We start from the raw sequence: 23,660 nt of genomic DNA on the forward strand, positions 1-23,660 counted from the left end.
TTAAGGGGGTGCGGCATTTCAGTCTGTATTATTTTTTTAAGTAATTGCGCTGATCAGGCTTTGCAGTCCGCCACAAATTTTCTCAGCTCTGCCAGAACCTCATCGGGATCAAGACCGTGCATGCGTGAACCCTTTTCGATGCTCTCATTGGCAACACCCATGCAGCTCATGCAGCCCATGTTAAATTTATCAAAAACTTCCGCTGAAGAGGGACAGGCTTTCAATACATCCGCAATTATTGTTTTCGCTGTTATTTCCATAATATTTAACCTCATTGCTGATTTAAAATAAATACTGTTGTAAGCTCACGGCGCAGGGAATTATCCGGTTATATACCCGTCATGCTGAACGCAGTGAAGCATCCCTGACAGCGTTAATAAATCCCCCTCTGTCCCCCTTTAATAAAGGGGGAAGCCAACTCCCCCTCCTTTGGCAAAGGAGGGTTGGGGAGGATTTGTCTGAGACTCTTCGCCTGAGGCTCAGAGTGACGTCAGTCAGTAAGTCCCGGCGCGCTCCCTTCCGTGGGAGCGTTTACTGCTTCCACGAAAAAAAGCTTGTCGGAGAGCTTTTATTCAAAAAAACTCTTGAACCGACTTACAAGGAGAACAACCACTTCCTGTGTTGTTCTCCTACACGCTCGCGGGCGGATGAACCGCCCTTCGCTTCGCACGGCGCGCTCCCTTCCGTGGGAGCGTTTACTGCTTCCACGAAAAAAAGCTTGTCGGAGAGCTTTTATTCAAAAAAACTCTTGATCGGTTATATAGGTTATGTTAGCATTTCAAGCTCTTTAGATCAAGACTATTGAACAGTGTAAAGGTTTAGAATTATCATACATTCGGAGGATTAACATGGCCAGAAGATGTGAGGTTTGCGGTAAAGGACCGATGTTCGGTCACAACATAAGCCACGCTCACAACGTTACAAGAAGGGTTTTCCTTCCTAACGTGCACAAGATGAGAGTTGTTGAAGACGGACAGGTTGTCAGAAAGAAAGTCTGCACAAAATGCCTTAAAGCAGGCAAAGTTCAGAAAGCCTAATCACAGACATTGAACCATGCCTGCGGCTTTTTAGTCCGCAGGCGGTTTTGTCCCTTTCTTCATCTAAAAAACTCCAAACTTTCAAAAAGATGTTTTCCTGAAGCTCTTTCAGCAGATATTTCTGCGCCTATGCGTTCAAAGATTCTTCACTTCGTTCAGAATGACGCAGGCAACTCAACTCCCACGGATGGGAGTTGCGCCGTGCGAAGCGAAGGCGGGTTTACCCCGCCGCGAGCGTGTGAGGAAACGGACAGGACGTGCCGTTTCCGAACTATCATAAAATGAGAGATTGCTTCACCCTTTCAGGGTTCGCAATGACGCAGGCGACCCAACTCCCACAGATTTGCTGCGCCGTGCGAAGCGTGTACATCAAACTGACAGAATTTACGGTTTGATGTTATCATGTCAGGCATCAATTTGTCCGTACTTCCTGAACTCCGTCAATATTGCGAAGCTTATTAATTACTGTTTTCAGCTCTTTCTTGTCCTGAACCTCGATTGTGAAGTCCTGCTTGGAGAGTCCGTCCGGCGCCTTGCCGGAGGAAAGGTTTGAGATATTTATCCCCATCTCCTTCATGATGTTAGCTATATCAAAAAGTACGCCCGGGCGGTCAATAACAACCGTCTTGATGGCAACAGGCATTCTGAATACCTTTTTATCGCTCCATTGCACAGGGGTTAGTCTTTCCTCGTTTATGCTTCCGTTAAGAATATTTTCGCAGTCCTTTTTATGGATAACTATGCCTCTGCCTCGGGATATGTAGCCTACAATATCATCTCCGGGAAGCGGCATGCAGCATTTGGCGACCTTAACGAGAACATCGTCTATGCCGTCGATGACAAACGGCTCCTCACTCTTCTTCGGAGCGGGCGCCTCCATACTCTCGGCTGCGTCTCTCTTCTTCTCCTTGACTTCCACGAAATTATGGACTATCTGCCTCGGCGAAACCCTGCCGAAGCCCACGGCGACATAAATATCCTCAAGATCCTTAAGCTTGTACTGAGAGGCAATCTTCCGTACGTTGATGTCCTTATTGAATATCTCACGGTAGTCCAGAAAATACTGCTTGAATTCCCTGTCCAGAAAATCGATACCCTGCGCCAGCGCACGGTCACGCTCCTCCTTCCTTATGAAGTTGCGTATCCTGACCTTCGCCCTGCTTGTTTTCACAAAGCCTATCCAGTCACGGCTGGGTTTGTGGTTGGGTGAGGTAAGAACCGTTACCCTGTCGCCGTTGCGCAGGCGGTATTTCAGCGGAACCATACGTCCGTCAACCTTCGCTCCGGTGCACATGTTGCCTATGTCGGTGTGGATGGAATAGGCAAAGTCTATGGGTGTTGAACCCACAGGCAGCTCCACTACGTCACCCTTAGGAGTGAAAACATAGATCTGCGTGGGGAGAATATCTTCCTTCAGAGCCTCCACAAGGTCTATGGGGCGCTTGAGATCATGCTGCTCCAAAAGCCCTCTGAGCCAGCGGAAGGTTTTATCTTCCTGCGGGTCAAAAACCTTGCCCTCTTTATATTTCCAGTGGGCGGCGATACCTTCTTCCGCCACCTTGTGCATTTCGTGGGTTCTTATCTGAAACTCAACAGCCATGCCCTTGGGTCCTACCACAGTCGTATGGAGAGACTGGTAAAGGTTGGACTTCTGCATGGCGATATAGTCCTTAAACCTTGACTGGATAGGCTTCCAGAGATTGTGGATTATGCCCATAACGGCGTAGCACTGGGGTACATTGCCCACCATGATGCGGAGCGCCAGAAGATCGTAGATCTCCTCAAAGCTTGCGCCTTTCTTCACCATCTTATTGTAAATGCTGTAGAAGTGCTTCGGTCTGCCCTGAATCTCGGCTTTAATGCCGTTGAGCTCAAGCTCCTTCATCACCTTCTGCATTACTTCAAGAAGGTACTGCTCACGCTCGCCGCGTTTGTACTTAACCTTTTCGTAGATTTCGTAATACATCTTGGGGTTCAGGATGCGGAAGCAACGGTCCTCAAGCTCCCACTTGATCCACGCTATACCCAGCCTGTGGGCAAGGGGAGCGTAAATATCCATGGTTTCCTGAGCAATACGCTCCTGCTTTTCCTGTCTCAGGGAATCGAGAGTGCTTATATTGTGGAGCCTGTCGGCGAGCTTAATAAGGATAACACGGACATCTTTAGACATTGAGATCAGCATTTTGCGGAAGTTTTCCGCCTGCTTCTCTTCCTTGGACTTGAACTCTATCTGCCCTATCTTGGAGACGCCGTTGACGATAAACGCCACATCCTCCCCGAACAGCGAGGCAACCTCTTCATAGGTAGCGTCCGTATCCTCAAGAGTATCGTGGAGAAGACCGCCTATCACCGTATCCACATCCATATTCATTTCGGCGAGGATATAGGCGACATTCAGCGGGTGGGAAAGATAAGGCTCTCCGCTGTGGCGGAGCTGCCCCCTGTGCTTCTGCGCAGCGTAAACATACGCCTTGTGCACTTTTTCGAGACCGGCGGTGACGCCGTTTTTTATCATTTTGTCCTGAATATCCATCAGGCGAATAATTTTCTTGTGTGTCATATATTTTCATCCGCAGAGCGAATATCCTTGAGATTAAGCTGAATATATTTGCCGCCGTACCATCCGTTGAGAACAGGGGTGAAGACTATGTCAAAGGACGCCGAAGAAGTCAGCATATCCTCAAAATCCTTCATGTTGTAGCCTATACAGTCAAATACTCTGCCGTCTTTCTCCAGATAAATCTTAAGATGCGTTTTTTCCTTGCCGACATAGGTGAAAGGCTGAGACTTCCTCAAATTTCTCATGCAGAAGACAGGCTCCTTGTTGCCTGCCCCGAAGGGCTGCATCCTGTCCAGCCAGTCAAGAAGTTCCTTGCTCACATCGTCCGGTTCCAGAAACGCATCAATAACCAGCTCAGGTATATAATCATTCTCGCAAAGCAAAGTGTCAACAGCTTCGTTGAATTTTTCTCTCAATTCGGAAATATTATCCATCTGAACTTTGAGTCCGGCGGCGTATTTATGTCCGCCGAAGGTAATGAGCAGGCTCTCAACCTTTTTGAGCCCTTCATAGAGGTGAAACGCAGGAATACTGCGGGCAGAGCCCTTGCCCACACCGTTTTCGGAGGTGATGATTATCGTGGGCTTGTGGAATTTTTCCACCACCCTTGAGGCTACAATGCCTATTACCCCCTGATGCCAGCTCTCGGAATATAGCACAAGCCCCTTGTACCTTTCGTTGAGCCCCTCATCCTCTATCATCTGATAGGACTCTATTATGATCTCTTTTTCTATCGCCTGACGGTATTTGTTCTCCTGATCAAGCTCACGGGCGAGGTAGCGCGCCTCATCCCTGCTGTCGGTAATGAGGAGACGAAGCCCCTTGTCGCTGCTGCCCATTCTGCCCACGGCATTTATGCGGGGCGCAAGAGCGAAGCCCACCTGAGACGTGCCCACCCTTGAGCCGTCCAGTCCGGTAATCTTCTTAAGCTCGCTCACGCCCGGTCTTGTGGATTTCTGAGAAAGAAGCTCAAGCCCGTGGCGCACGAAGATTCTGTTTTCCCCGACTATGGGCACCACATCCGCCACAGTGCCGAGAGTTACAAGATCCAGATACTTCTTGATATTAGGCGCTCCCTTGCCGAAGCAGCCTTGCTCACGCAGGTAATAGCGAAGCCCCATGACAAGCTTGAAAGCGACGCCGACTCCGGCAAGCTCCTTAAACTCATAACTATCTCCGGGCTGGAGCGGATTGATTATACAGAGTGCCGCCTCAGGCATAACCTCAGCAGGCTGGTGATGGTCGGTGATGATAACATCCATGCCGAGAGAGGCGGCATAAGCCACTTCACCCACGGCGTTTATTCCGCAGTCTACAGTGATGATAAGCTTAGTGCCCCGTGAGGCTATTTCGTCCATCGCCTCACGGTTGAGCCCGTAGCCCTCTTCAAGCCTGTTGGGTATATAATAGTCCGCATTGGCGCCTATCTCGCTGAGGAAAAGATACATAAGCGAAACGGAGGTAACTCCGTCCACATCGTAATCACCGTAAATACAGATCCGCTCCCCCGCTTTCAGGGCTATGCGTATCCTTTCCACAGCTGTTTTCATTCCTTTGAGATTAAACGGGCTGTAAAGCTCCCTCAGAGGTGTTTCGAGGAAGCATTCTATGATCAGTTCATCAGTAAGCTTTTTTTTGACAAAGACTTCGGATAGACACTCAGGAACGCCGATTTTACGCAGAATCTCAAGGTACGGAGCAACCTCCGCCCTGTTGTAGATCCATTTGAATTTAGAACTCATGTAGGTTTCAAAACTGTTCGGGTTCAAAAGCATCTCCGTTTCAGACGTTTTATCAACGCGCCTGCCACTCCTGCCTCAAGCGCAGGTTAAAAACACTTTCCGAACAGAAGAACGTGCCTAAAGGAAGCTCACCGGCTTTATCGGCTTGTATGACTTGGTGACTGGAAGACTTTCAGGTGTCTGAAGCCTGTATTTGTCAACTATTCTGGTTTCGATAACTTTTCCCTCATTGTCATACAGGGTCAGCTCATACTGACTGACCGCCGTGCTGTTCACAAGGGAAGCCACAAGCCATGCCATACTGATTATAAATGCGACGTACCAGTACTTCATGCTGGCTCCGCCGAAAATATCCCTTAATTCAGGCATTATTCCACCGCCGAAATTTAATACATTATTTATACTTCAATGAAAGTAAAAATACAAGCACGGTTCAGGTGTTTAATCCCGAAGGGGGGTGAGACCCGCCTTTGTGCCTTAATTATTTCACCGCTAAACCATCATTGTGTTTATTCCGCAAATCGGGTTATATATTCCTATGAGCGAAATATTCTTTCTCGTGCTGCCGGTTTTCATAGTCCTTGCGCTGGGAAACCTGCTTAAAAGAATGAAAATTGTTGATGACAGGTTCATAGCTTCGTCCAATACCCTTATCTTCAAGGTCACCCTGCCCGCACTGCTGTTTCTCAGCATCTCCCGTTCTAACCTCAAGGCAGTGTTCGACTGGCGTCTGGTGGCAATAATTTTCGCTTCAGTGTTCATTGTAGCAGTACTGAGCTTCATCACGGCAAAATTACTCCGCCTCAGCCCCGATATAACCGGAACATTCGCCATGAATAATTTCCGGGGAAACTACGCCAATATGGGACTGCCCGTGTTCTTTTATGTCTTCGGGCAGGAAGGACTTATGTACGCCAGCGTCCTCATGGCGTTCATCGTGCCCTACGTCAGCATGCTTGCCATAATCGGGCTGAGCATCACTTCCGGCGACAGAACCAAGATTGCCCCCATGATGAAGAACGCAGTGCTGAACCCCCTCGCCATTGCCTGCATGGGCGGGCTGCTCTATTCATACATAGGAATACCCATGCCCGCGTTCATCAGCAAATCAATTTCCATCGTCAGCGATGTAACTCTCCCGCTGGCGCTTTTCTGCGTGGGTTCAACCATAACTCTGGAATCTATGAAAAACGATCTCTTTCTCAGTTCGGTCAGTTCCTTATTTAAGATGATAATAGGTCCCGCAATTGCCTTCTTCATGCTCAAGGCGTGGGGAATAGAAATGTCAATCGGCGCGAAAGCCCTTGTGGTTCTGCTCTCCTCTCCCTCCGGCACAGTAAACTATGTATTCGCAGCGGCAATGGGGGGCAACACCCGCCTCACGGCAAGTACGATAGTCACCACACACAGCTTCTCGATCCTCACATTCATCATGTGGATCATGATCGTCGGCGTATAGCCTCCAGAATCTCGCTTTCGCTGAGTTCCGCATCTATCTCAAGGGTCTTATGCCGTGAAAGCCCGCCTGCGCATATCCTCACCGCCGACTTCGGCAGTTTCAGCGTTTTTGCGAAAAACCGAACCACAGCATCATTAGCAGCACCCTCCACAGGCGGCGCCGCTACCTTTATCTTCGCCTTTCCGTCAAACTCTCCGGCATAACCGCTTTTTTTCGCGCCGGGCTGGATATAAACATGAAATTTCATAAACATATAATACATCATCATCCCTTGCGGATAAAACAGCTATCTTTACATTTAATATAACGGGTGCTAATATCCTGCACTGACAAGCCTTCGGAGGTATATCTTGAGAATCGGAATTATCGGAGCCACCGGGTTTACCGGATTTGAACTGGTGAAAATTCTTGTAAAACATCCTGAATTTAAAATAGCGGCACTTACCAGTACCTCGCTTGCGGGTACGCCCTATTCCGCCGTTTATCCCCAGCTCCGCGGCATTGTCGATAACCTGATAGAAAGCGACGACTATGACAAATGCGCCGAAAAGGTGGACGCAGTATTCCTCTGCCTTCCTCACACCGCAAGTCAGGAGGCGGCTGCCTTCTTCCTTTCCAAAGGGAAAAAAGTCGCTGACCTCAGCGCTGATTTCCGGCTGGGAAGCAAAGAACTCTACGAATTCGTATACAAAGTTCCACACAAAAAAGAGGAACTCTTCGCAGAAGCAGTCTACGGCATGCCCGAAATCTTCGGTGAACAGCTTAAAACCGCCAGACTGGCAGCCATTCCCGGCTGCTATCCGACATCCGTGATTATGCCCCTGTTTCCCCTTTTAAAGGAAGGGCTTATAGACGGCGATTTCATAGTTGCGGACAGCAAATCCGGCATCACAGGCGCAGGCAAGACCCCGTCAGAGAAAACACATTTCTGCAATGTGCAGGAAAACTTTCAGGCATACGGCGTCCTCAGCCACAGACATAACCCCGAAATAAACTATATTCTCGGCAAAGCGGGGAAACACGTGGACGTGATATTCACCCCCCACCTCGCACCCATAAATAAAGGAATCGAAAGCACAATTTACGCACGGTCACATACTGATATATTCCAGCTGGCTGAGTGCCTCAAGACATTCTACAAAGGCAGGAGATTCGTCCGAATACTCGACTTCGGGAATGCCGCCGCCACCGCAAATGTGCGTGATACCAACTTCATAGACATCGCACTGTTTAAAAAAGCAGATAAACTCGTCATAACCTCCGCCATAGATAATCTCGTAAAAGGCGCAAGCGGAGCCGCAGTCCAAACCATGAACATCATGTGCGGACTGGATGAAACAACAGGACTGATATAGAGTATAGATTTATCTAGGAAAACTTTTTGAAAAAAGCTTTTCCTAGAACCTTTCAAAAACTTTTACCTGCTTCGCAAAGATATGGTTTCTTTGGGAAGGAGCATGAGGAAACACTTTCTTTCCCATTAAAGAAAGGGTTTCTTCATTTAAAGCTTAATAAATACAGGAGATAAATATCATGGAACATATAAAAGGCGCAGGCGTATGCGGCTCTTGCTTTACAGGCTCGGATTTCACATCCGTGTAATTCCTCGCCACACGCTCGCGGGCGGGTAAACCGCCCTTCGCTTCGCACGGCGTGTTTCCATCCATGGAAACTTAAAAGGTGCGCATTAGAAATTACAGATTAAGGAGAATTTATCATGGAACATATAAAAGGCGCAGGCGTATGCGCACCTTTGGGATTTTCGGCATCGAGTGCGGTTGCGGATGTTAAGGGGAACGGCAAGGGGAAGAGGGACATGGCTCTTCTTTATTCTGAGGTTCCGTTTAATGCGGCGGCTGTTTTCACATCCAACAAGTTTTGTGCTGCACCGGTTATTCACGGGCGGGAGCTTATCGGTAAGAAGGGCAAGTTCAGCGCCATAGTTGTAAACAGCGGCAACGCCAATGCCTGCACAGGTGAGAAGGGGCTTGCGGCCTGCGGTGAGATAACTAAGGCTTTCGCTGCGGAGCTTGATGTGGATGAGAAAGCTGTGCTGATTTCCTCCACAGGTGTAATAGGTGTTCAGCTTCCTGTGGGGAAAATGACCGCTAAGGCGGGCGAGCTGATTGACGAGCTTGACTCCGGCAATTCACATGAATTTGCCGAAGCGATCATGACTACTGACGCTGTGAAGAAGGAATATGCCGTGCTGGTGGAGACACAAAACGGAGCCTATGTGGTTGCTGGCGCTGCGAAGGGAGCGGGTATGATCGCCCCGTCCATGGCGACGATGCTTGCTTTCATCACGACAGACGCTGCCGTGAAGACAGACGCATTGCAGGAAGCGCTGAGTCATGCTATGACAGACAGCTTCAACAGCGTCACCGTTGACGGTGACATGAGCACTAATGATACTGTATTTCTTTTCGCAAACGGTATGAGCGGCATTATCCCGAACAGGGAGGAGTTTTTCGAGGCGGTGAAGACCGTGTGCGTTGAACTTGCGAAGATGATAGTGAGAGACGGTGAAGGGGCGACAAAGTTCTGCACATTCAAGGTCGTGAACGCCGCAACGGACGAGGACGCGAAGAAATGCGCCTTTGCCGTTGCCAATTCCCCTCTGGTGAAAACAATGCTCCATGGGGAAGACCCCAACTGGGGAAGGATTTTCGCCACAGTGGGCGCATGCGGAATACAGTGCAGGCAGGACAATGTGGATCTGTATTTTGAAAATCTGAAATACGCCGAAAACGGCATAATCATTGATTACGCTCTTGAGCCGCAGGCTGCGGCGATAATGAAGAAAAAAGATATAGAGATCACTGTGGATCTGAAAGAGGGCTCAGCTTCAAAGACAGTGTACACCTGCGATTTCACAAAGGAGTACATCTCTATCAACGCTGATTACAGAAGCTAGGAAGCTTCCGGGATTCTTCCCCCTCACGGGTTCAGAACAGCTGTCAATATTCATTAAAATAAAAAAAGGCGGTGGTTAAACCACCGCCTTTCTGCTTTATAATTATACGTTTTCTTAACCGAGAAGTGAAAGAGCCATCTGCGGAAGGCTGTTCGCCTGAGCAAGCATGGAGATGTTCGACTGAGCCAGAATCTGGTTCTTAGTGAATTTTGCCATCTCGTCTGCTATGTCAAGGTCACGAATCCTTGATTCAGCGGCAGTCAGGTTCTCTCTTGTGGTGTCGAGACCTGTCATAGTGTACTCAAGTCTGTTGATCTGAGCACCTATTGTAGCTCTCACGCCTGATACAGTTTCAAGAGCCTTGTCAAGCTTGGTGATTGATTCCTGAGCGAGCTCCTGATCAACCATGAGAATGTCATCGATTCCAAGTGAGGTAGTGTCAACCTGCGGTATGTTTGCGAGGATTGTCTGACCTTCGTTGGCGCCTATCTGCATTTCCATGGCGTTGTCAACAAGGTGAAGCTTGATGTCTTCGCTTTCGCCTGTTGCGGAGAATTCCATTGTTTTCTTAGTGGAATTCCAGCTTATGCTGACTCCCACATCACTGTCTATCTTAACGTCAACACCCTGAATTACTCCTCTGAGGGTTGAATCGTTAACGGAGTCGGAACCTATAAACTTGCCTGTGTGAGCGTCAGTAACTTTTATTGTCGTCTCACTGTTCTCCCCTTCCTGAATAGTAGCAAGAGAGAGGGCGTTGATAAGGTTCTGGTCGCCGATGAAGGACAGCTTGCTGTCGTCGCCGAGGCGCGCGGTCTGGATTACGAAAGTTCCTGCGAGGGCTTCGTTTGAGCTGTCAGTAACATCACCTGTTGAAACATAGTTAACAAGGTTGCTGTTTACTGTTGCTGCCTCATCGCTGGTTCCGGCTGTAGCGCCCATACCGAGTTCGAGTATTGCGCTGGAAAGCTTGGTTTCAAATTCAGAAACCGTATCATCTCCTTCGAGATAGATAGTTGCTGAGCTTCCGTTGCCGAAGATTGTCAGTTCCTGAGGACCGGCTGCGAAAATGTTTACGCCGTCGTCAGTTGTGAATCTGGAAATATCTTTCAGTTTTGTTGTGCTGGTCGCAGCTTCGCCGCCGCCTGCCACAAGAAGGTCAAAAGAACCGCCGGTTGTTGAACCGTAAGCAGTGTCAGTGCCTGTGTCTTCTCTGAAGTTGAATGTCAGGTTGCCCACGTCAAGGTTGCCTGTTTCAACATTAAGAGCAGCATGGTAAACAGTTACGCTGTTGTAATCGATAGTGGTATCGCCGTTGTCAACTTTAGTCAGTTCGTTGTTGCCATAGGAAATAATTGCACCGGTTGTTCCTGCGGGACCGCCGGAGATAGCAATTGTACCGCCGCCTGAGGTTGCTGAGGTATCAACAGCTTCAGTTGTGCTGAGCAGTATTTTATCTCCTGACTGCATGTTGGCATCTGTTCCTATAGCGATTGAAACTTCGCCTGAGAAACCTGCACCCGTCATGTCTGCAAGATCAAAAACAAGGTTGCCGGCACCGTCATCTCCGCCCTCGATTTCATAAGTTGACTTCTCGCCTGTTTTGGCGTCAACAAAGGTGGCTTTGAAAGTGTAGTTCGCTGTAGTACCTGCTGACACGGTGAAATTTTCCTGAGCTTCAATCAGAAGATAACCGGAATCGGCAACTGTACCGCCTGTTGTCCATGTGGCAACAGAACCGAAGTTAGAACCTGCCTGTCTGTAAACGCTCATGGTTGCTACGGAAGAAAGAGTATCCGCACCGGCAGTCACGTCTACAGTGTAGTAAGCAGTGCCTGTGGAAGCGAGAGTGTTGGGGTCTGTTACGAAGCCGACGTTGGTTTCGTTTACATCTCCGCCTGCGGTGACAATTTCAGCGCCGATAGCGTCTTCGTTGAGGGTCATAACGTCTGATTTGTAGACAAAGTTTTTACCGGGGTCTACAGTAACGTTAAGATTGTAGTTGCCTTCAGCAACAGCGCTTTTGATAACAACGTCAAGGTCGGAACTGTCGGAAGACCAAAGAGCGGTGGAATCTCCGTTAAGAAGCTTCTTAGTGTTGAACTCAGTTGAGGAAGCTATTCTGTTGATCTCTTCCTTAAGCTGATCAACCTCTTTCTGGATCTCAGCCCTGTCGTTTGTGGTATAAACACCGTTGCCCGCCTGAACAGCAAGCTCTCTCATTCTCTGAAGCATGTCCTGAATGTTCTGCAGTCCGCCTTCAGCAGTCTGAAGGAGTGAGATACCGTCCTGGGCGTTGAGTGAAGCTCTTTTAAGACCGCTTATCTGGCCTCTTAATTTCTCGGAAATTGCAAGACCGGATGCGTCGTCCGATGCCGAGTTGATTCTAAGACCGCTTGAAAGTCTCTCAAGGGACTTAGATACCGCGTTGTTTGTCTCTCCCAGATACCTCTGAGCTGTCAGAGAAGGGACGTTCGTGTTGATATACATTGCCATTTTAATACCTCCGTGTTTTCATGGCCGGCATCCTTGCCGTGTTTACTCTTGGTTTTTGCCGAAATCTTCACCCGCCCCATAAAAGCAGGGGTTCCGTGAAAACCGATAAAAAGGATCTGAAATTTTTTCAAAAAAAAAGACCGATGACAGGATTAAACCTGACATCGGCCCGAGTATTTCAGTACCAATTCTTATTAAGTTTTATTTCGGCGTTTATAGGAAGATGAGGCTCATATGCTATGTCGCCTTTGGTGTCTTCCTCTTGTTGAATACAGTATCGAAAATAGAATAGAGATCTTTAGAGGAAAATTTAAAAAAGATCGAAAAATGACGCTAGTTCATTGAGGGAAAAGGATTATAAAAATTATATCCCTTTTTAAAAATCTGCCCGATTAAGGATGGAGGGCAGGCTTACCTGCCCTCCGCTTTATTCTGTTCCTGCTGATGTTCTTTACAAAGAAGTTTCCCTAAAACTTTTCATCCAGCATAAGCCCCACCATCTCCTTGATGTTCCGGGAGAGCCGAAGAGCCTCTTCGGAGGGGATCTGCTTGATTACACTGCCGTGGTCTTTGTCGATCAGCTTTACGATTACCGCGTTAAGCTGTTTTTCAACACTGAACTCACGCCTCACATCCATTGTTCTGAGGCTTTCGTTAAGCTTTTCGACTGCGGCCTGTACTTCCTCGGGTTTAACTTTTTTATTTTCCTTCTCAGTGTCCACCTTTTCGGCAGCGTTGCCGAAGAGTTTTTCATTAACCAGTTTTATTGACTGCGAAACACTCTGAGTTGCCTGTGCTTTTGCTCCGCTGCCCGCATCGGGTGCACCTGTTTGAACGTTCTTTACAGATTCAATCATGATTACACCTTATCCATTATCAGGGGAGGCGGTTTTCACCGTCTCCCCTGAAGTAGCTTTATTACCCTATAAGCGAAAGAGCCATCTGCGGAAGAGCATTAGCCTGCGAAAGCATGGCGATGTTCGACTGAGCCAGAATCTGGTTCTTAGTGAATTTTGCCATCTCGTCTGCTATGTCAAGGTCACGAATCCTTGATTCAGCGGCAGTCAGGTTCTCTCTTGTGGTGTCGAGACCTGTCATAGTGTACTCAAGCCTGTTGATCTGAGCACCTATTGTAGCTCTCACGCCGGACACAGTTTCCAGCGCTTTGTCGAGCTTAGTAATAGAACTCTGGGCAAGATCCTGATCAACCATGAGAATGTCATCAATACCGAGCGAAGTGGTATTTATCTGCGGTATGTTCGCAAGGATAGTCTGACCTTCGTTAGCGCCGATCTGCATTTTCATGGCGTTGTCAACAAGGTGAAGCTTGATGTCTTCACTTTCGCCGTTAGCCGTGAAGTTAAGCTCTTTAGTGGAAGAATCCCAGCTTATATCCACACCGACATCACTGTCTATTTTGACATCAACACCCTGAATAACTCCTCTGAGGGTTCCGTCATTAACCTTGTCGGAACCGATGAATTTGCCTGAGTGAGCATCAGTGACCTTAATTGTCATTTCGCTGTTTTCACCTTCCTGAATAGTGGCAAGGGAAAGAGCGTTGATGAAGTTCTGGTCGCCGATGAAGGAAAGCCTGCTCTCTTCTCCGAGACGTGCGGACTGGATCACGAAAGTGCCTGCAAGAGCTTCATTGGTATTGTCAGTATCATCACCTGTTGAAACATAGTTTACGAGGTTGTTGTTCACGGTGGTGGCTTCGTCGCTGGTGTTTGATGTTGCGCCCATGCCGAGACCGCTTACCATTGCCTCAGAAAGTTTTGTCTCAAAATCGGAGATCGTGTCGTCACCTTCGATATAGATGGTAGCGGATTTTCCGTTACCGTAGATCGTAAGCTCCTGAGGACCTGCGGCAAAAATATTAACACCGTCATCGGTTGTGAATCTGGCTATATCTTTGAGTTTTGTTGTGCTCGCCGCTGCCTCTCCGCCGCCTAGAATCTGAAGATCGAAAGTGCCGGCATCAGTTGAGCCGTAAGCAGTGTCGGTGCCGGTGTTCTCTCTGAAATTGAATGTCAGGTTGCCTATGTCAAGGTTGCCTGTCTCATCATTAAGAACCGCATGGTAAACAGTTACGCTGTTGTAGTCTATTGTGGTGTCGCCGTTGTCGACCTTGGTCAGCTCATTATTGCCGTAAGACAGAGTCGGTCCTGTTGTGCCGGAAACTCCGCCGGAGAGCTGGATTGTACCCCCGCCGGAAGTAGTTGATGTATCAACAGCTTCTGTTGCGCTGAGGAGTATTTTGTCTCCGGACTGCACATTGGCGTCTGTTCCGATGGCAAATGAAACTTCACCGCTGATACCTGCGCCTGTAATATCTGCAAGATCAAACACAAGATTGCCGGCACCGTCATCTCCGCCTTCAATTTCAACCGAAGTTTCCACACCGGTTTTAGCATTTATGAAGGTGGCTTTGAAGGTGTAGTTCGCTGTTGTACCTGCTGACACGGCAAAGTCTTCCTGAGCCTCAAGCAGAATATAACCGGAATCGCCAATGGTACCGCCTGTTGTCCACGTGGTTGCTGTGCTGAAGTTAGAGCCTGCCTGCCTGTAGGCGCTCAGTGTAACAAGAGCGGAATCGGTATCCGCACCTGCGCCCACTGTTACTGTGTAGTAAGACGTGCCTGTGGAAGCAAGAGTGTTGGGATCTGTTACGAAGCCGACGTTGGTTTCGTTTACATCTCCGCCTGCGGTGACAATTTCAGCGCCGATAGCGCCTTCGTTGAGGGTCATAACGTCTGATTTGTAGACATAGTTTTTACCGGGGTCTACTGTAACGTTAAGGTTGTAGTTGCCTTCAGCGACTGCGCTTTTGATTATGGCATCCAGAGAGGAATTATCTGAAGACCAGAGAGCTGTGGAATCTCCGTTAAGAAGCTTCTTGGTGTTGAACTCTGTGGAAGAGGATATTCTGTTGATCTCTTCCTTAAGCTGGTCAACCTCTTTCTGGATCTCAGCCCTGTCGTTTGTGGTGTAAGTTCCGTTGCCCGCCTGAACAGCGAGCTCTCTCATTCTCTGAAGCATGTCCTGAATGTTCTGCAGCCCGCCTTCTGCGGTCTGAAGAAGTGAAATACCGTCCTGGGCGTTCAGCGAGGCTCTTTTGAGTCCGCTTATCTGTCCCCTTAATTTCTCAGAAATGGCAAGACCGGATGCGTCGTCCGATGCCGAGTTGATTCTAAGACCGCTTGAGAGTCTTTCAAGAGATTTTGAGATGTCGTTGTTTGTCTGTCCCAGATACCTCTGCGCGGTGAGAGACGGAACATTAGTATTGATATACATTGCCATACTGTCCTCCTTGTTGGCATCCCTCAGGCTTCCCTGCCCGGGGCTTGGTACTGAAAGCCTTTTTCCTGCGTCGAAAGGGGCTTTCTTGTCTGCGTCGAAAGTGTTTTGTTATCTTCCTTTTGCGTCGAAAGATTTTAAAAATTACTCAAAACAGTCTCTCAGCCACCTCCTTAAAATAAAAAGACCGACGGTATCATGACTGATTCCGTCGGCCCGATTATTTCAGTACCGATTTATTTATTCGTATCCTAACTTTCTGTCTTCCGGATTCAAATTATAATCCGCTGATTTCTTTATCGGAAAAAAATTGCCGCACTTTAATTTTTTTTCTGATCTTTTTTCAGAAAATTGCCCGCCGCGCTTCTCTGAATAATTTTAGGCTTATTTACAAATAAGTTATGCGGCGAGATAAAACAAAATAAATAAACAGAACACCCGTGTCATATTTCCTGTTCTTTGTGATCGGCATCAGTAATTTATGGAAACTTATCGTTTATGAGCTGTTTTTTTCATCGTTCAGACGGCTCAGGAGCGCCCATGCTTCGTTGACTCAAAGGTTCTTTTTAGGTAGAATCATTTAACACACACAGGGGTGAACTTAATGATAAAACAAAAAAATATGCAGGCGCTCAAAGAACGCCGCCCCGAGCTCCACAGCATGGTGATGAACACTGCACGGTCGACAAAATACAGACTCATGCACTCAGAACATCCGAAGAGATACCCTAATCTGGTGAACAACTCAAACGGTATGCTTTTTTACGATAACAGAGACCCCTTGGCAGCCTCAAGAAAACTCATAACAGATAAGAAGATAAACGTGCCTACCCTTTCCGTGTTTCTGGGCATGGGGCTTCTTTATAACCTGATGAATTACATGGATATGTTCAGGCTGACGGACGCCAGCTTCATTGTAATAGAGAACGATCCGGAGCTTTTTGCTCTTGTTGTCGAATATATAGATATTGAAAAATACATAAGAGACGAACGGGTTTATTTTGTGATAGGCAAAAAACCGGAGGAACTCTACCCCATAATGAATTCGCTGATGAACCTCCGGAGCAATAAGTTTTTCGCGAAAGCGATAAACTATATAGAGGAGCCGGCAGCGTTTGTATCCGCCAAGGACTACTATCTCGGCGCTGTGCGCACAATGAACGACGCAGTGAAGGAAGTTATGCTGTTTTACGGCAACGACCCCTTGGATTCGCTCATCGGCATAGACCACACCTTCGTTAATATCAAAGAAATAATAGAGTACCCGGGCATATCAGACCTGAAAGACAAATTCAGCGGCAGACCGGGTATAGTTGTCGCCACGGGACCTTCATTGAACAAGAATATTCATCTGCTGGAAGGGCTTTACGACAAGGCTGTTATCTGCGCGGTAGATGCCTCTGTCAGGGTTATGAAAAGGCACGGCTTCAAGCCGCACCTCACCACATCCCTTGAAAGGGTTGAGGCGACAAGCAAGCTCTTTGAAGGCTTAGACGAAGAGGATGTAAAGGACATTTTCCTAGCCGCCTGCCCTGTCGTACACCCGCTCACCTATGAAAACTTCAAGGGTGAAAGGATAGTTGTTTACAGAAACTTCTCGACTTTTGAATGGCTGGATATACCCAAAGGCACGCTGAACATAGGTCCCTCCTCCGCGAACATGGCTTTTAAGGTTCTGGAGTACATAGGGTGCAGCCCCATAATCCTCATAGGACAGGATCTCGCCTTCGGTACAGACGACATAACCCACGCAACAGGCAGCACATACGGCGAAAAGGAGCAGCAGTATCTTACGCATCGCAAAAACCTCATGGTTGAGGGAAACTATGTTCCTCAGATAAAAACAACGAATGTGTGGAACACCTTCCGCAAGTTTTACATGAAGGACGTAGCGGAGTTTAAGGGCAAGGTGATAAACGCCACGGAAGGGGGCGCAAAGATCCACGGCGCCGAACTGATGACCTTTGCAGAGGCGATTGAGAAACATATACGGAATATTGCCCCTGCGGACATACCTCAGCAGATTAAAAGCTTTCTCCACAAACCGGATAAAACCGAGGTTCTCGATTATTATGAAAAAACCCTCTCAAAGGTTCAGGAGAGCATAAGCTACTGCGAAAGCACAATGAAAAAGTTTTACGACGGCTATCTGAAGTGTATGGAATATAAGGAAAAGGTCGCAGATCCTTACAAGGAAAACGGGGTTTACAACCACGAAACAGGTGCTTCCCTGATTAAGCAGACGGAATCACTCATGCCGATCTTCTCGGAAAAAACATTTTTCTACATCCTCATGCACTATGTTCAGGCTTACTACATCAGAGCTATGGTGGAGATTCAGGGAATACGGGCGGGGCACGACAAAACGGAGGACAAGAACAACGCCATAATGGTTACCATGAAGGACATGCTTGCCGTTATGGTGGAATTGATCAAGAAGATGCTTAAACTGCTTCACATACTCAGAACTGTTCTTGAAATCAACCTGAAAAAAATGAAAAAAGAGAACGGGGAGGATTAGCCTCCCTTTATCAGTCCACTGCTCCGATCTTAGCAGTCCATTCCCTTAGCTCCTCCACGGAGAGAAAGTGCGTATTGGTGTCCGATTTATAGAAAAATTCCGGAGATACCTTTGTTCCGCCCTCCGTGAAGTGTTTTCCCAAAGACCACCATGAATAGTTCGGATATATGATGAAATAATTTCCGTATTCGTAAGTCATGGGCGCGTCCTCAACGGTTATCATCTCCTCGTGCATCTTCTCGCCTTCACGGATACCTATCTCTTTAAGCTGAGCATCCTGAAGCATAGCCTTGGCAAGATCGGTAACATTAAAGGAAGGAATCTTGGCAACGTAAACCTCACCGCCCTTTGCCTCGCCAATGCCGCGCATAACCATCTGCACACCCTCTTCAAGGGTTATCCAGAAGCGGGTCATGCGGAAGTCGGTGATGGGGAGGGTCTTTTCTCCGTTTTCAATAAGCCTTCTGAAAAACGGTATAACCGAGCCGCGGCTGCCGGCGACGTTTCCGTAACGGACAACGCTGAACTTTGTCTTTTTTGAGCCCGCGTAAGCGTTCGCGGAAGTAAAAAGCTTGTCGGAAACGAGCTTTGTCGCTCCATAAAGGTTAACAGGATGCACCGCCTTGTCTGTGGAGAGGGCAATAACCTTTTCCACTCCCCTGTCTATGGCGGCGTCAATGACATTTTCCGCTCCGGTAATATTGGTCTTTATTGCTTCCATCGGGTTGTACTCAGCAGCGGGAACCTGTTTGAGGGCTGCGGCGTGGACGACAATATCCACACCGTCAAAGGCACGGTACATCCTTTCCCTGTCACGGACATCGCCTATGAAAAAGCGCATTTTGGACAGGTGGGCAGCGAAATCACCCTGCATCACATACTGCTTATATTCGTCTCTGGAGTAGACTATGACCTTCTTGGGATTAAAGTTTTCAAGAATATACCTTATAAATTTCTTGCCGAAGGAGCCTGTTCCTCCGGTTACAAGAACCGTTTTGCCGTCTATGTTCATCAATATCTCCGATAAGAAAAATTTACCTTTCGCTTATAATTTAGCAAATAATATTCCACGCTCAGTCGGCAAAAAGCTCTAACGAAGCGGGGGTGCCTTTCCTGAGATCCTTTGCCGCTTTTTTTCCCAGAAGATCCTTGTAATGCTTGGTGTGCAGACCGTTTGAGGGTCTCACGGAGCGCAGGTTGCGGGGAGTTATTACCTCACCCTTTTTCACATCCTCAGCTATGAAGAGCGAGCGGGAGAATATGCGGTTTTTTTCCGCCTTCTCAGTGAGAAGGTAATCCGCTTTGCCAAGGGAAGCCTCAGCGGAGCGGACATCCTGCACCATCCTCTTAAACTCAGCGGGCTCCATTGAGAAGGCTGCGTCCGGTCCCCCGAGTTTTCTGTCGAGTATGAAGTGCTTTTCTATCACCTTTGCCCCGAGGCTCACAGATACCACCGGCACAAGGGAACCTTCCGTATGGTCGCTGACTCCGGTGAGCACACCGAAGCGGGAAGCCATGTCCGGCATGGTGAGCAGGTTTGCCTCTTCGGGTCTGGCGGGATATGCGCTGGTGCATTTAAGCATTATTATCTGTTCGTTGCCGGCTTTACGTATGGTTTCGACAGCAAGCTCTATGTCGTCAAGATGCGCAATACCTGTGGAGATTATAACGGGCTTGCCTTTTGAGGCGACATATTCCAGAAGGGGAATATCATTTATCTCAAAGGACGCTATTTTATACGCCGGAACATCCATCTTCTCAAGAAAATCCACCGCTGTGAAATCAAACGGGCTTGAAAAGCACACCATCCCCAGATCGTCAGCAAGCTTTTTCAGCTTGGGCTGCCATTCCCAAGGGGTGTACGCTTCGCCGTAGAGCTCGTAAAAGGTCTTTGAATCCCATAGTGTTCCGTGAGATATTCGGAAAATATCATCCGAGCACTTAAGCGTGATGGTATCCGGCGTGTAGGTCTGAAGCTTAACGGCGTCCGCTCCGGATTCTTTCATGGCGATGATAGTTTTTTCCGCAAGCGCGTAGTTCTGGAGATGGTTGCAGGAAAGCTCCGCCATTATGAACGCCGGGCTTTTCTCCGATATTATATGTCCGCCTATGTTTATGATTTTGCTCATTTTATCTCCGCGCAGAGTCTTTTAAACTCCTTCACAGGAATGCCGTACCCTTTCTCAGATATAATATGCCTGTACTTATCAAGATCGGCGGACTTATGCGCAGAGCCTCCCTTTTTTTGTCTGGCGGGGATTATTCTCTTTTCACGCAGGTATTTCCAGTTCGCCTTAAACATATCAAGCATAGCTTCGTGGAGTTTGGCGTATGAGCTTGCCAGAGTCTCCTCCGCTTCATTGAAAACGAGCTCTTCCTGAACCAGAATTTCACCTGTATCAAGCCCTTCGTCAATTTTGTGGATTGTAATCCCTTTCGGGGTATTCTCCAGAAAGCTCCATATATTCGGGTCGGCGCCTTTGTTCCACGGCAGATACGATATGTGCAGATTTATTATGCCGTCATTCATGGCTTTTATAATATCTTCCTTAATTATGTATTTGTAGCAGTAACTTACCAGCAGATCCGGCTTTATTCTCTCAAGCGAGAGAAGGTCGATCTTCTCGCTTACAGTTTCAACATTTTCACCGGATTCCTTCAGCCAGTCGATCAGGGGTTTTGAAATCTCATTATTTGTAAGAACGGCAACCTTCACTCCGCCACCTCCGTAATCATACTGACCGCCCTGCGCACTCCCTGCCCATCCACATAAAGAGGACCTAAAGCCGACATGGAACGGTTTTTATCTTTGTCTTGTATATCGGTGAGTGCCTGTTTCATAATATTATCAAAATTTTCAGCTCCGTAAAAGCCCGCTGACAGGGAAAAGCCTGTTTTTTTCCAGTTTTCCAGATTTACTCTCTGGTTTTCGGCAAAACCGAAAAGCACAGAAGGAACCGCAGTTCTCGCAAGCTCGTAGGAGGTCTGCCCTGCGGCGGACACAGCGAAAAACCTCTTCGACATCAGATCCGCCATATCAGAAGCGCTGAGTCCGAAAAACGCATGGACACGGGCTGAGTCTACCGGCTTATGCCCGCTTATAATAAATATGTCCCCGTCCGTATTATCAAGAAGCATTCTGCATATATGCGCAGAAATTTCCTCCGCACCGGATCCGCCGGCACTGAGGAATATTCCGTCCCTCTCCTCCGCGTAGTCGTCAAAATCCCAGAATGGTCTGCGGAGCATTGCATATTTGCTGCCCGCCAGAAGCATCTGCGACGGTTTGCCTCTGTAGGGAAGCTTTTCGGCATAAACCGAACCGTTCAGGACTATCCCCTCGGGGTAGTCAAGCCTCATGTAATCATCCACAAATACGCAGAGCGAACCGAAGGCAGCGATCTTCAAAAGCTGTTCCTCAGCAGTGAGATACGAATCCAATACGCATACATCATAACCTCTGCACAGGTTTATGTCGCTTATCCAGTCGGTTATTACGGAATCCACACCAACAATTCTCCGCTCGCACTCTCCCTGAATAAACAGAGCGGCATCAATGCCCTGTTCAAGAAAGCCTTCCTTAAGGGCACGGCATCTGCCGTAGTGTCCGTAACCTATGCCTTTTCCGGCGGAAGTAAAAATTCCGACCTTCATTAAATCTCTCTTTTAAGCACAGCAGCCGCCCTGTGCATATCCTGCTTTTCAAGGAGCCTCACAGCGGCTTCGATCTCTTCCGCCATGTCTGCGAAGACAGCCTTCTGCACGATCGGTTTCGTTATATACGAGAGCCATTTTTTCTGTTCAAAAAGCTCTTCAAGCTCCTTCAGCCCGAAATCATCGCCGAGAAACTCAAAAACAGCCGTGAGCAGGGCGTAGTCCTCCGGCGTATCCAGAGTGACTCTTATGCCGGATGTATTTTCCTCCTGAATAAGCTGAACAGTTTTAAACAGACCGGTTCTATAAAGATAAGGAGTGACATGCTCCCTGAACTGTTTGTTGTCGGTTTCTTTGTATGCCCTTTCCAGAGCGGCGAAGGTGAACACTTCAGCATCCAGACCATGCGGGTATGTGCGGGTGACTGTGTTGGATACATAATCCGCCCTGCTTCCCGTGAATTTTCTCACCATATCACCCAAAACCTCGGGGTCATGGCAGGGGCAGTCGGAGGTTATGCGCATCACCGCATCAAGCTCTGCTTCCTTAGCCGCCAGATAGTAGCGCTCAAGAACATCGTCCTCACTGCCTCTGAATGAACGGACGCCGAGTCTCGCCGCCTCGTTCACCACAATGAGATCTGCTTCCTCTGTTGTTGTGGCGACTATTACCTCAGCCGCCTCCTTAACCATAAGACAGCGGCGCACCACATGCTCAAGAGCTGTTCTGCCCCCGTTTTCGGGGAGCTTTCTGAGAATCTTTCCGGGCAGCCTGCTGGAGCCCATGCGTGCCTGAATTATTATCCCGAGACGCATTGCATCGCCTCCGTCACACATTTTATGACATATTCCTGCTCTTCATCCGTAAGTGATGGAAACATTGGAATGCTGAGTTCCGATTTATAGTATTTCTCCGCCTCCGGCAGAGTGAAGCTCTCAAATCCGTTTGCCCTGTAATAAGGGTGCATGTAAACAGGGAGGTAGTGAACCTGAGCATACACTCCCTTTTCTCTGAGCAGATCATAAACCTCTCTGCGCCCGTTTTCGATGCGCAGCGGATAAAGATGGTAGGCATTCAGTCTTTCTTCCCTGTGCGGAGGGGTTTTCAAGCCTTTTATTTCGTTGAAGGCGGCATCGTATCTTGCGGCAATCTGCCTGCGCCTGTTAATTGAGTTTTCCGCTCTCGAAAGCTGGCTTATGCCCAGCGCGCACTGAATATCAGTTATGCGGTAGTTGTAGCCCAGCTCCTGCATCTCGTGATACCAGCCGCCGTGAGGCTCGTTCACTAAACTTTCCCTCGTTATGCCGTGGCTGCGGAAGCGCATGAGTATGCCACGCAGATTTTCATCATTGGTGAGCACAGCGCCCCCCTCTCCTGTGGCGACATGCTTTACCGGATGGAAACTGAAAACAGTCATGTCGGAATATGCGCAGTTCCCTATTCTCTCACCTTTATATACGGCTCCCAGAGCGTGGCACGCATCCTCCACCACCATAAGCCCGTTTTCATCGGCTATGGCGCGCACCCTCTCCATGTCCGCAGGCATGCCGGAATAGTGGACGGGGGCTATGAGTCTCACTGATTTATCTATGAGTGCGGGGATTCCGTCAGTGTCTATGTTGCCAGTGTCCGGCTCTACATCGCAGAAACGGGGTGACGCTCCGAGATAGAGTCCGGCGTTTGATGTGGCGGCGAACGTCATGGGAGTTGTTATGAAGCTGTCACCTTTTTCAAGTCCGGCGGCGTAGTATGCGCCGTGGAGGGCGGCTGTTCCGTTTGCGAAAGCCACTGCGTATTCTGCTCCGCAGTATGAGGCGAGCTTAGCCTCAAATTCAGCGACTTTCGGTCCCTGAGTGAGGTAATCGGAGCGGAGAGCTTCCGCAACGGCTTTGATGTCTTCTTCTGTGATTTCCTGTCTTCCGTACGGAATGATTCTTTTACCGGACACTGCTTTCACCTGAAGTTACTTATATG

At 48.3% G+C, this 23,660-nt stretch carries 19 protein-coding genes; 5 read left to right on the forward strand and 14 right to left on the reverse strand.

The annotated features are described in order from the left end of the window. Positions 1 to 53: 53 nt before the first annotated feature. Positions 54 to 260 (reverse strand): DUF1858 domain-containing protein, encoded by a 207-nt coding sequence (locus tag EP073_RS12600; protein ID WP_128467518.1) that lies wholly within the window; start codon positions 258 to 260, stop codon positions 54 to 56. A 588-nt stretch (positions 261 to 848) separates the two neighbouring features. Between EP073_RS12600 and rpmB the strand changes: the two genes are divergently transcribed. Next, complete coding sequence (gene rpmB / locus EP073_RS12605) at positions 849 to 1,037, forward strand: 50S ribosomal protein L28 (protein WP_128467519.1); 189 nt, start codon at positions 849 to 851, stop codon at positions 1,035 to 1,037. Between the two features lie 412 nt (positions 1,038 to 1,449). Here rpmB and EP073_RS12610 read toward each other — a convergent pair whose 3' ends face one another. The 3 genes from EP073_RS12610 to EP073_RS12620 form a co-directional block, all read right to left on the reverse strand. Next, entirely contained in the window at positions 1,450 to 3,597 is a 2,148-nt protein-coding gene (locus EP073_RS12610) for a RelA/SpoT family protein (protein WP_128467520.1), read from the reverse strand. After that, a complete protein-coding gene (gene recJ, locus EP073_RS12615) occupies positions 3,594 to 5,366 on the reverse strand; it encodes a single-stranded-DNA-specific exonuclease RecJ (protein ID WP_241654005.1) in 1,773 nt (590 codons plus the stop codon). Before recJ ends, EP073_RS12610 begins: the two co-directional genes overlap by 4 nt. Before the next feature lie 90 nt (positions 5,367 to 5,456). Beyond that, the gene (locus EP073_RS12620) at positions 5,457 to 5,708 is read right to left on the reverse strand and encodes a hypothetical protein (RefSeq protein WP_128467522.1); all 252 of its coding nucleotides are present in this window, start codon (positions 5,706 to 5,708) and stop codon (positions 5,457 to 5,459) included. Positions 5,709 to 5,877: 169 nt separating this feature from the next. On the opposite strand from EP073_RS12620, the gene EP073_RS12625 reads away from it, so the two are divergent. Then, a complete protein-coding gene (locus tag EP073_RS12625; protein WP_128467523.1) occupies positions 5,878 to 6,798 on the forward strand; it encodes an AEC family transporter in 921 nt (306 codons plus the stop codon). Here the strand turns inward: EP073_RS12625 and EP073_RS12630 are convergent. Then, on the reverse strand, positions 6,779 to 7,045 hold the full coding sequence (locus EP073_RS12630; RefSeq protein WP_128467524.1) for a DUF167 domain-containing protein: 267 nt from the start codon (positions 7,043 to 7,045) through the stop codon (positions 6,779 to 6,781). The genes EP073_RS12625 and EP073_RS12630 overlap by 20 nt on opposite strands. 103 nt (positions 7,046 to 7,148) lie before the next feature. Between EP073_RS12630 and argC the strand changes: the two genes are divergently transcribed. Together argC and argJ are read left to right on the forward strand one after the other, a co-directional pair. Then, positions 7,149 to 8,153, forward strand: a complete 1,005-nt coding sequence (gene argC / locus EP073_RS12635) for an N-acetyl-gamma-glutamyl-phosphate reductase (protein ID WP_128467525.1) — start codon at positions 7,149 to 7,151, stop codon at positions 8,151 to 8,153. A gap of 362 nt (positions 8,154 to 8,515) precedes the next feature. Beyond that, entirely contained in the window at positions 8,516 to 9,715 is a 1,200-nt protein-coding gene (gene argJ, locus EP073_RS12640; protein ID WP_128467526.1) for a bifunctional glutamate N-acetyltransferase/amino-acid acetyltransferase ArgJ, read from the forward strand. A 114-nt stretch (positions 9,716 to 9,829) separates the two neighbouring features. Here the strand turns inward: argJ and EP073_RS12645 are convergent, their stop codons facing one another. The 3 genes from EP073_RS12645 to EP073_RS14115 all read right to left on the reverse strand — a co-directional run bounded on the left by EP073_RS12645 (position 9,830) and on the right by EP073_RS14115 (position 15,514). Next, positions 9,830 to 12,211: a flagellin N-terminal helical domain-containing protein gene (locus EP073_RS12645; RefSeq protein WP_128467527.1), complete on the reverse strand. Its 2,382-nt coding sequence runs from the start codon at positions 12,209 to 12,211 to the stop codon at positions 9,830 to 9,832. A gap of 467 nt (positions 12,212 to 12,678) precedes the next feature. After that, positions 12,679 to 13,068 carry a flagellar protein FlaG gene (locus tag EP073_RS12650; RefSeq protein WP_128467528.1) on the reverse strand — a complete coding sequence of 130 codons (390 nt, stop codon included), beginning with the start codon at positions 13,066 to 13,068 and terminating at the stop codon, positions 12,679 to 12,681. A 61-nt stretch (positions 13,069 to 13,129) separates the two neighbouring features. Then, positions 13,130 to 15,514: a flagellin N-terminal helical domain-containing protein gene (locus EP073_RS14115; protein WP_128467529.1), complete on the reverse strand. Its 2,385-nt coding sequence runs from the start codon at positions 15,512 to 15,514 to the stop codon at positions 13,130 to 13,132. Positions 15,515 to 16,115: 601 nt separating this feature from the next. Between EP073_RS14115 and EP073_RS12660 the strand changes: the two genes are divergently transcribed. Beyond that, positions 16,116 to 18,032 carry a motility associated factor glycosyltransferase family protein gene (locus EP073_RS12660; protein WP_128467530.1) on the forward strand — a complete coding sequence of 639 codons (1,917 nt, stop codon included), beginning with the start codon at positions 16,116 to 16,118 and terminating at the stop codon, positions 18,030 to 18,032. A 10-nt stretch (positions 18,033 to 18,042) separates the two neighbouring features. Here the strand turns inward: EP073_RS12660 and pseB are convergent, their stop codons facing one another. The 6 genes from pseB to pseC form a co-directional block, all read right to left on the reverse strand. Then, complete coding sequence (gene pseB / locus EP073_RS12665; RefSeq protein WP_128467531.1) at positions 18,043 to 19,044, reverse strand: UDP-N-acetylglucosamine 4,6-dehydratase (inverting); 1,002 nt, start codon at positions 19,042 to 19,044, stop codon at positions 18,043 to 18,045. 61 nt (positions 19,045 to 19,105) lie between these two features. Then, on the reverse strand, positions 19,106 to 20,161 hold the full coding sequence (gene pseI / locus EP073_RS12670; protein WP_128467532.1) for a pseudaminic acid synthase: 1,056 nt from the start codon (positions 20,159 to 20,161) through the stop codon (positions 19,106 to 19,108). After that, positions 20,158 to 20,748, reverse strand: coding sequence for a formyltransferase family protein (locus EP073_RS12675; protein WP_128467533.1), 591 nt, complete (start codon positions 20,746 to 20,748; stop codon positions 20,158 to 20,160). Before EP073_RS12675 ends, pseI begins: the two co-directional genes overlap by 4 nt. Further along, positions 20,745 to 21,686: a PseG/SpsG family protein gene (locus tag EP073_RS12680; protein WP_128467534.1), complete on the reverse strand. Its 942-nt coding sequence runs from the start codon at positions 21,684 to 21,686 to the stop codon at positions 20,745 to 20,747. The genes EP073_RS12675 and EP073_RS12680 overlap by 4 nt, the downstream gene beginning before the upstream one ends. Next, entirely contained in the window at positions 21,686 to 22,501 is an 816-nt protein-coding gene (locus tag EP073_RS12685) for a cytidylyltransferase domain-containing protein (protein ID WP_128467535.1), read from the reverse strand. Before EP073_RS12685 ends, EP073_RS12680 begins: the two co-directional genes overlap by 1 nt. Further along, on the reverse strand, positions 22,486 to 23,634 hold the full coding sequence (gene pseC, locus EP073_RS12690; protein WP_206617470.1) for a UDP-4-amino-4,6-dideoxy-N-acetyl-beta-L-altrosamine transaminase: 1,149 nt from the start codon (positions 23,632 to 23,634) through the stop codon (positions 22,486 to 22,488). The genes EP073_RS12685 and pseC overlap by 16 nt, the downstream gene beginning before the upstream one ends. Between the last annotated feature and the right edge of the window lie 26 nt (positions 23,635 to 23,660).

Origin of the sequence: Geovibrio thiophilus, from assembly GCF_004087915.1 — a bacterium.
Taxonomy (GTDB): domain Bacteria; phylum Chrysiogenota; class Deferribacteres; order Deferribacterales; family Geovibrionaceae; genus Geovibrio; species Geovibrio thiophilus.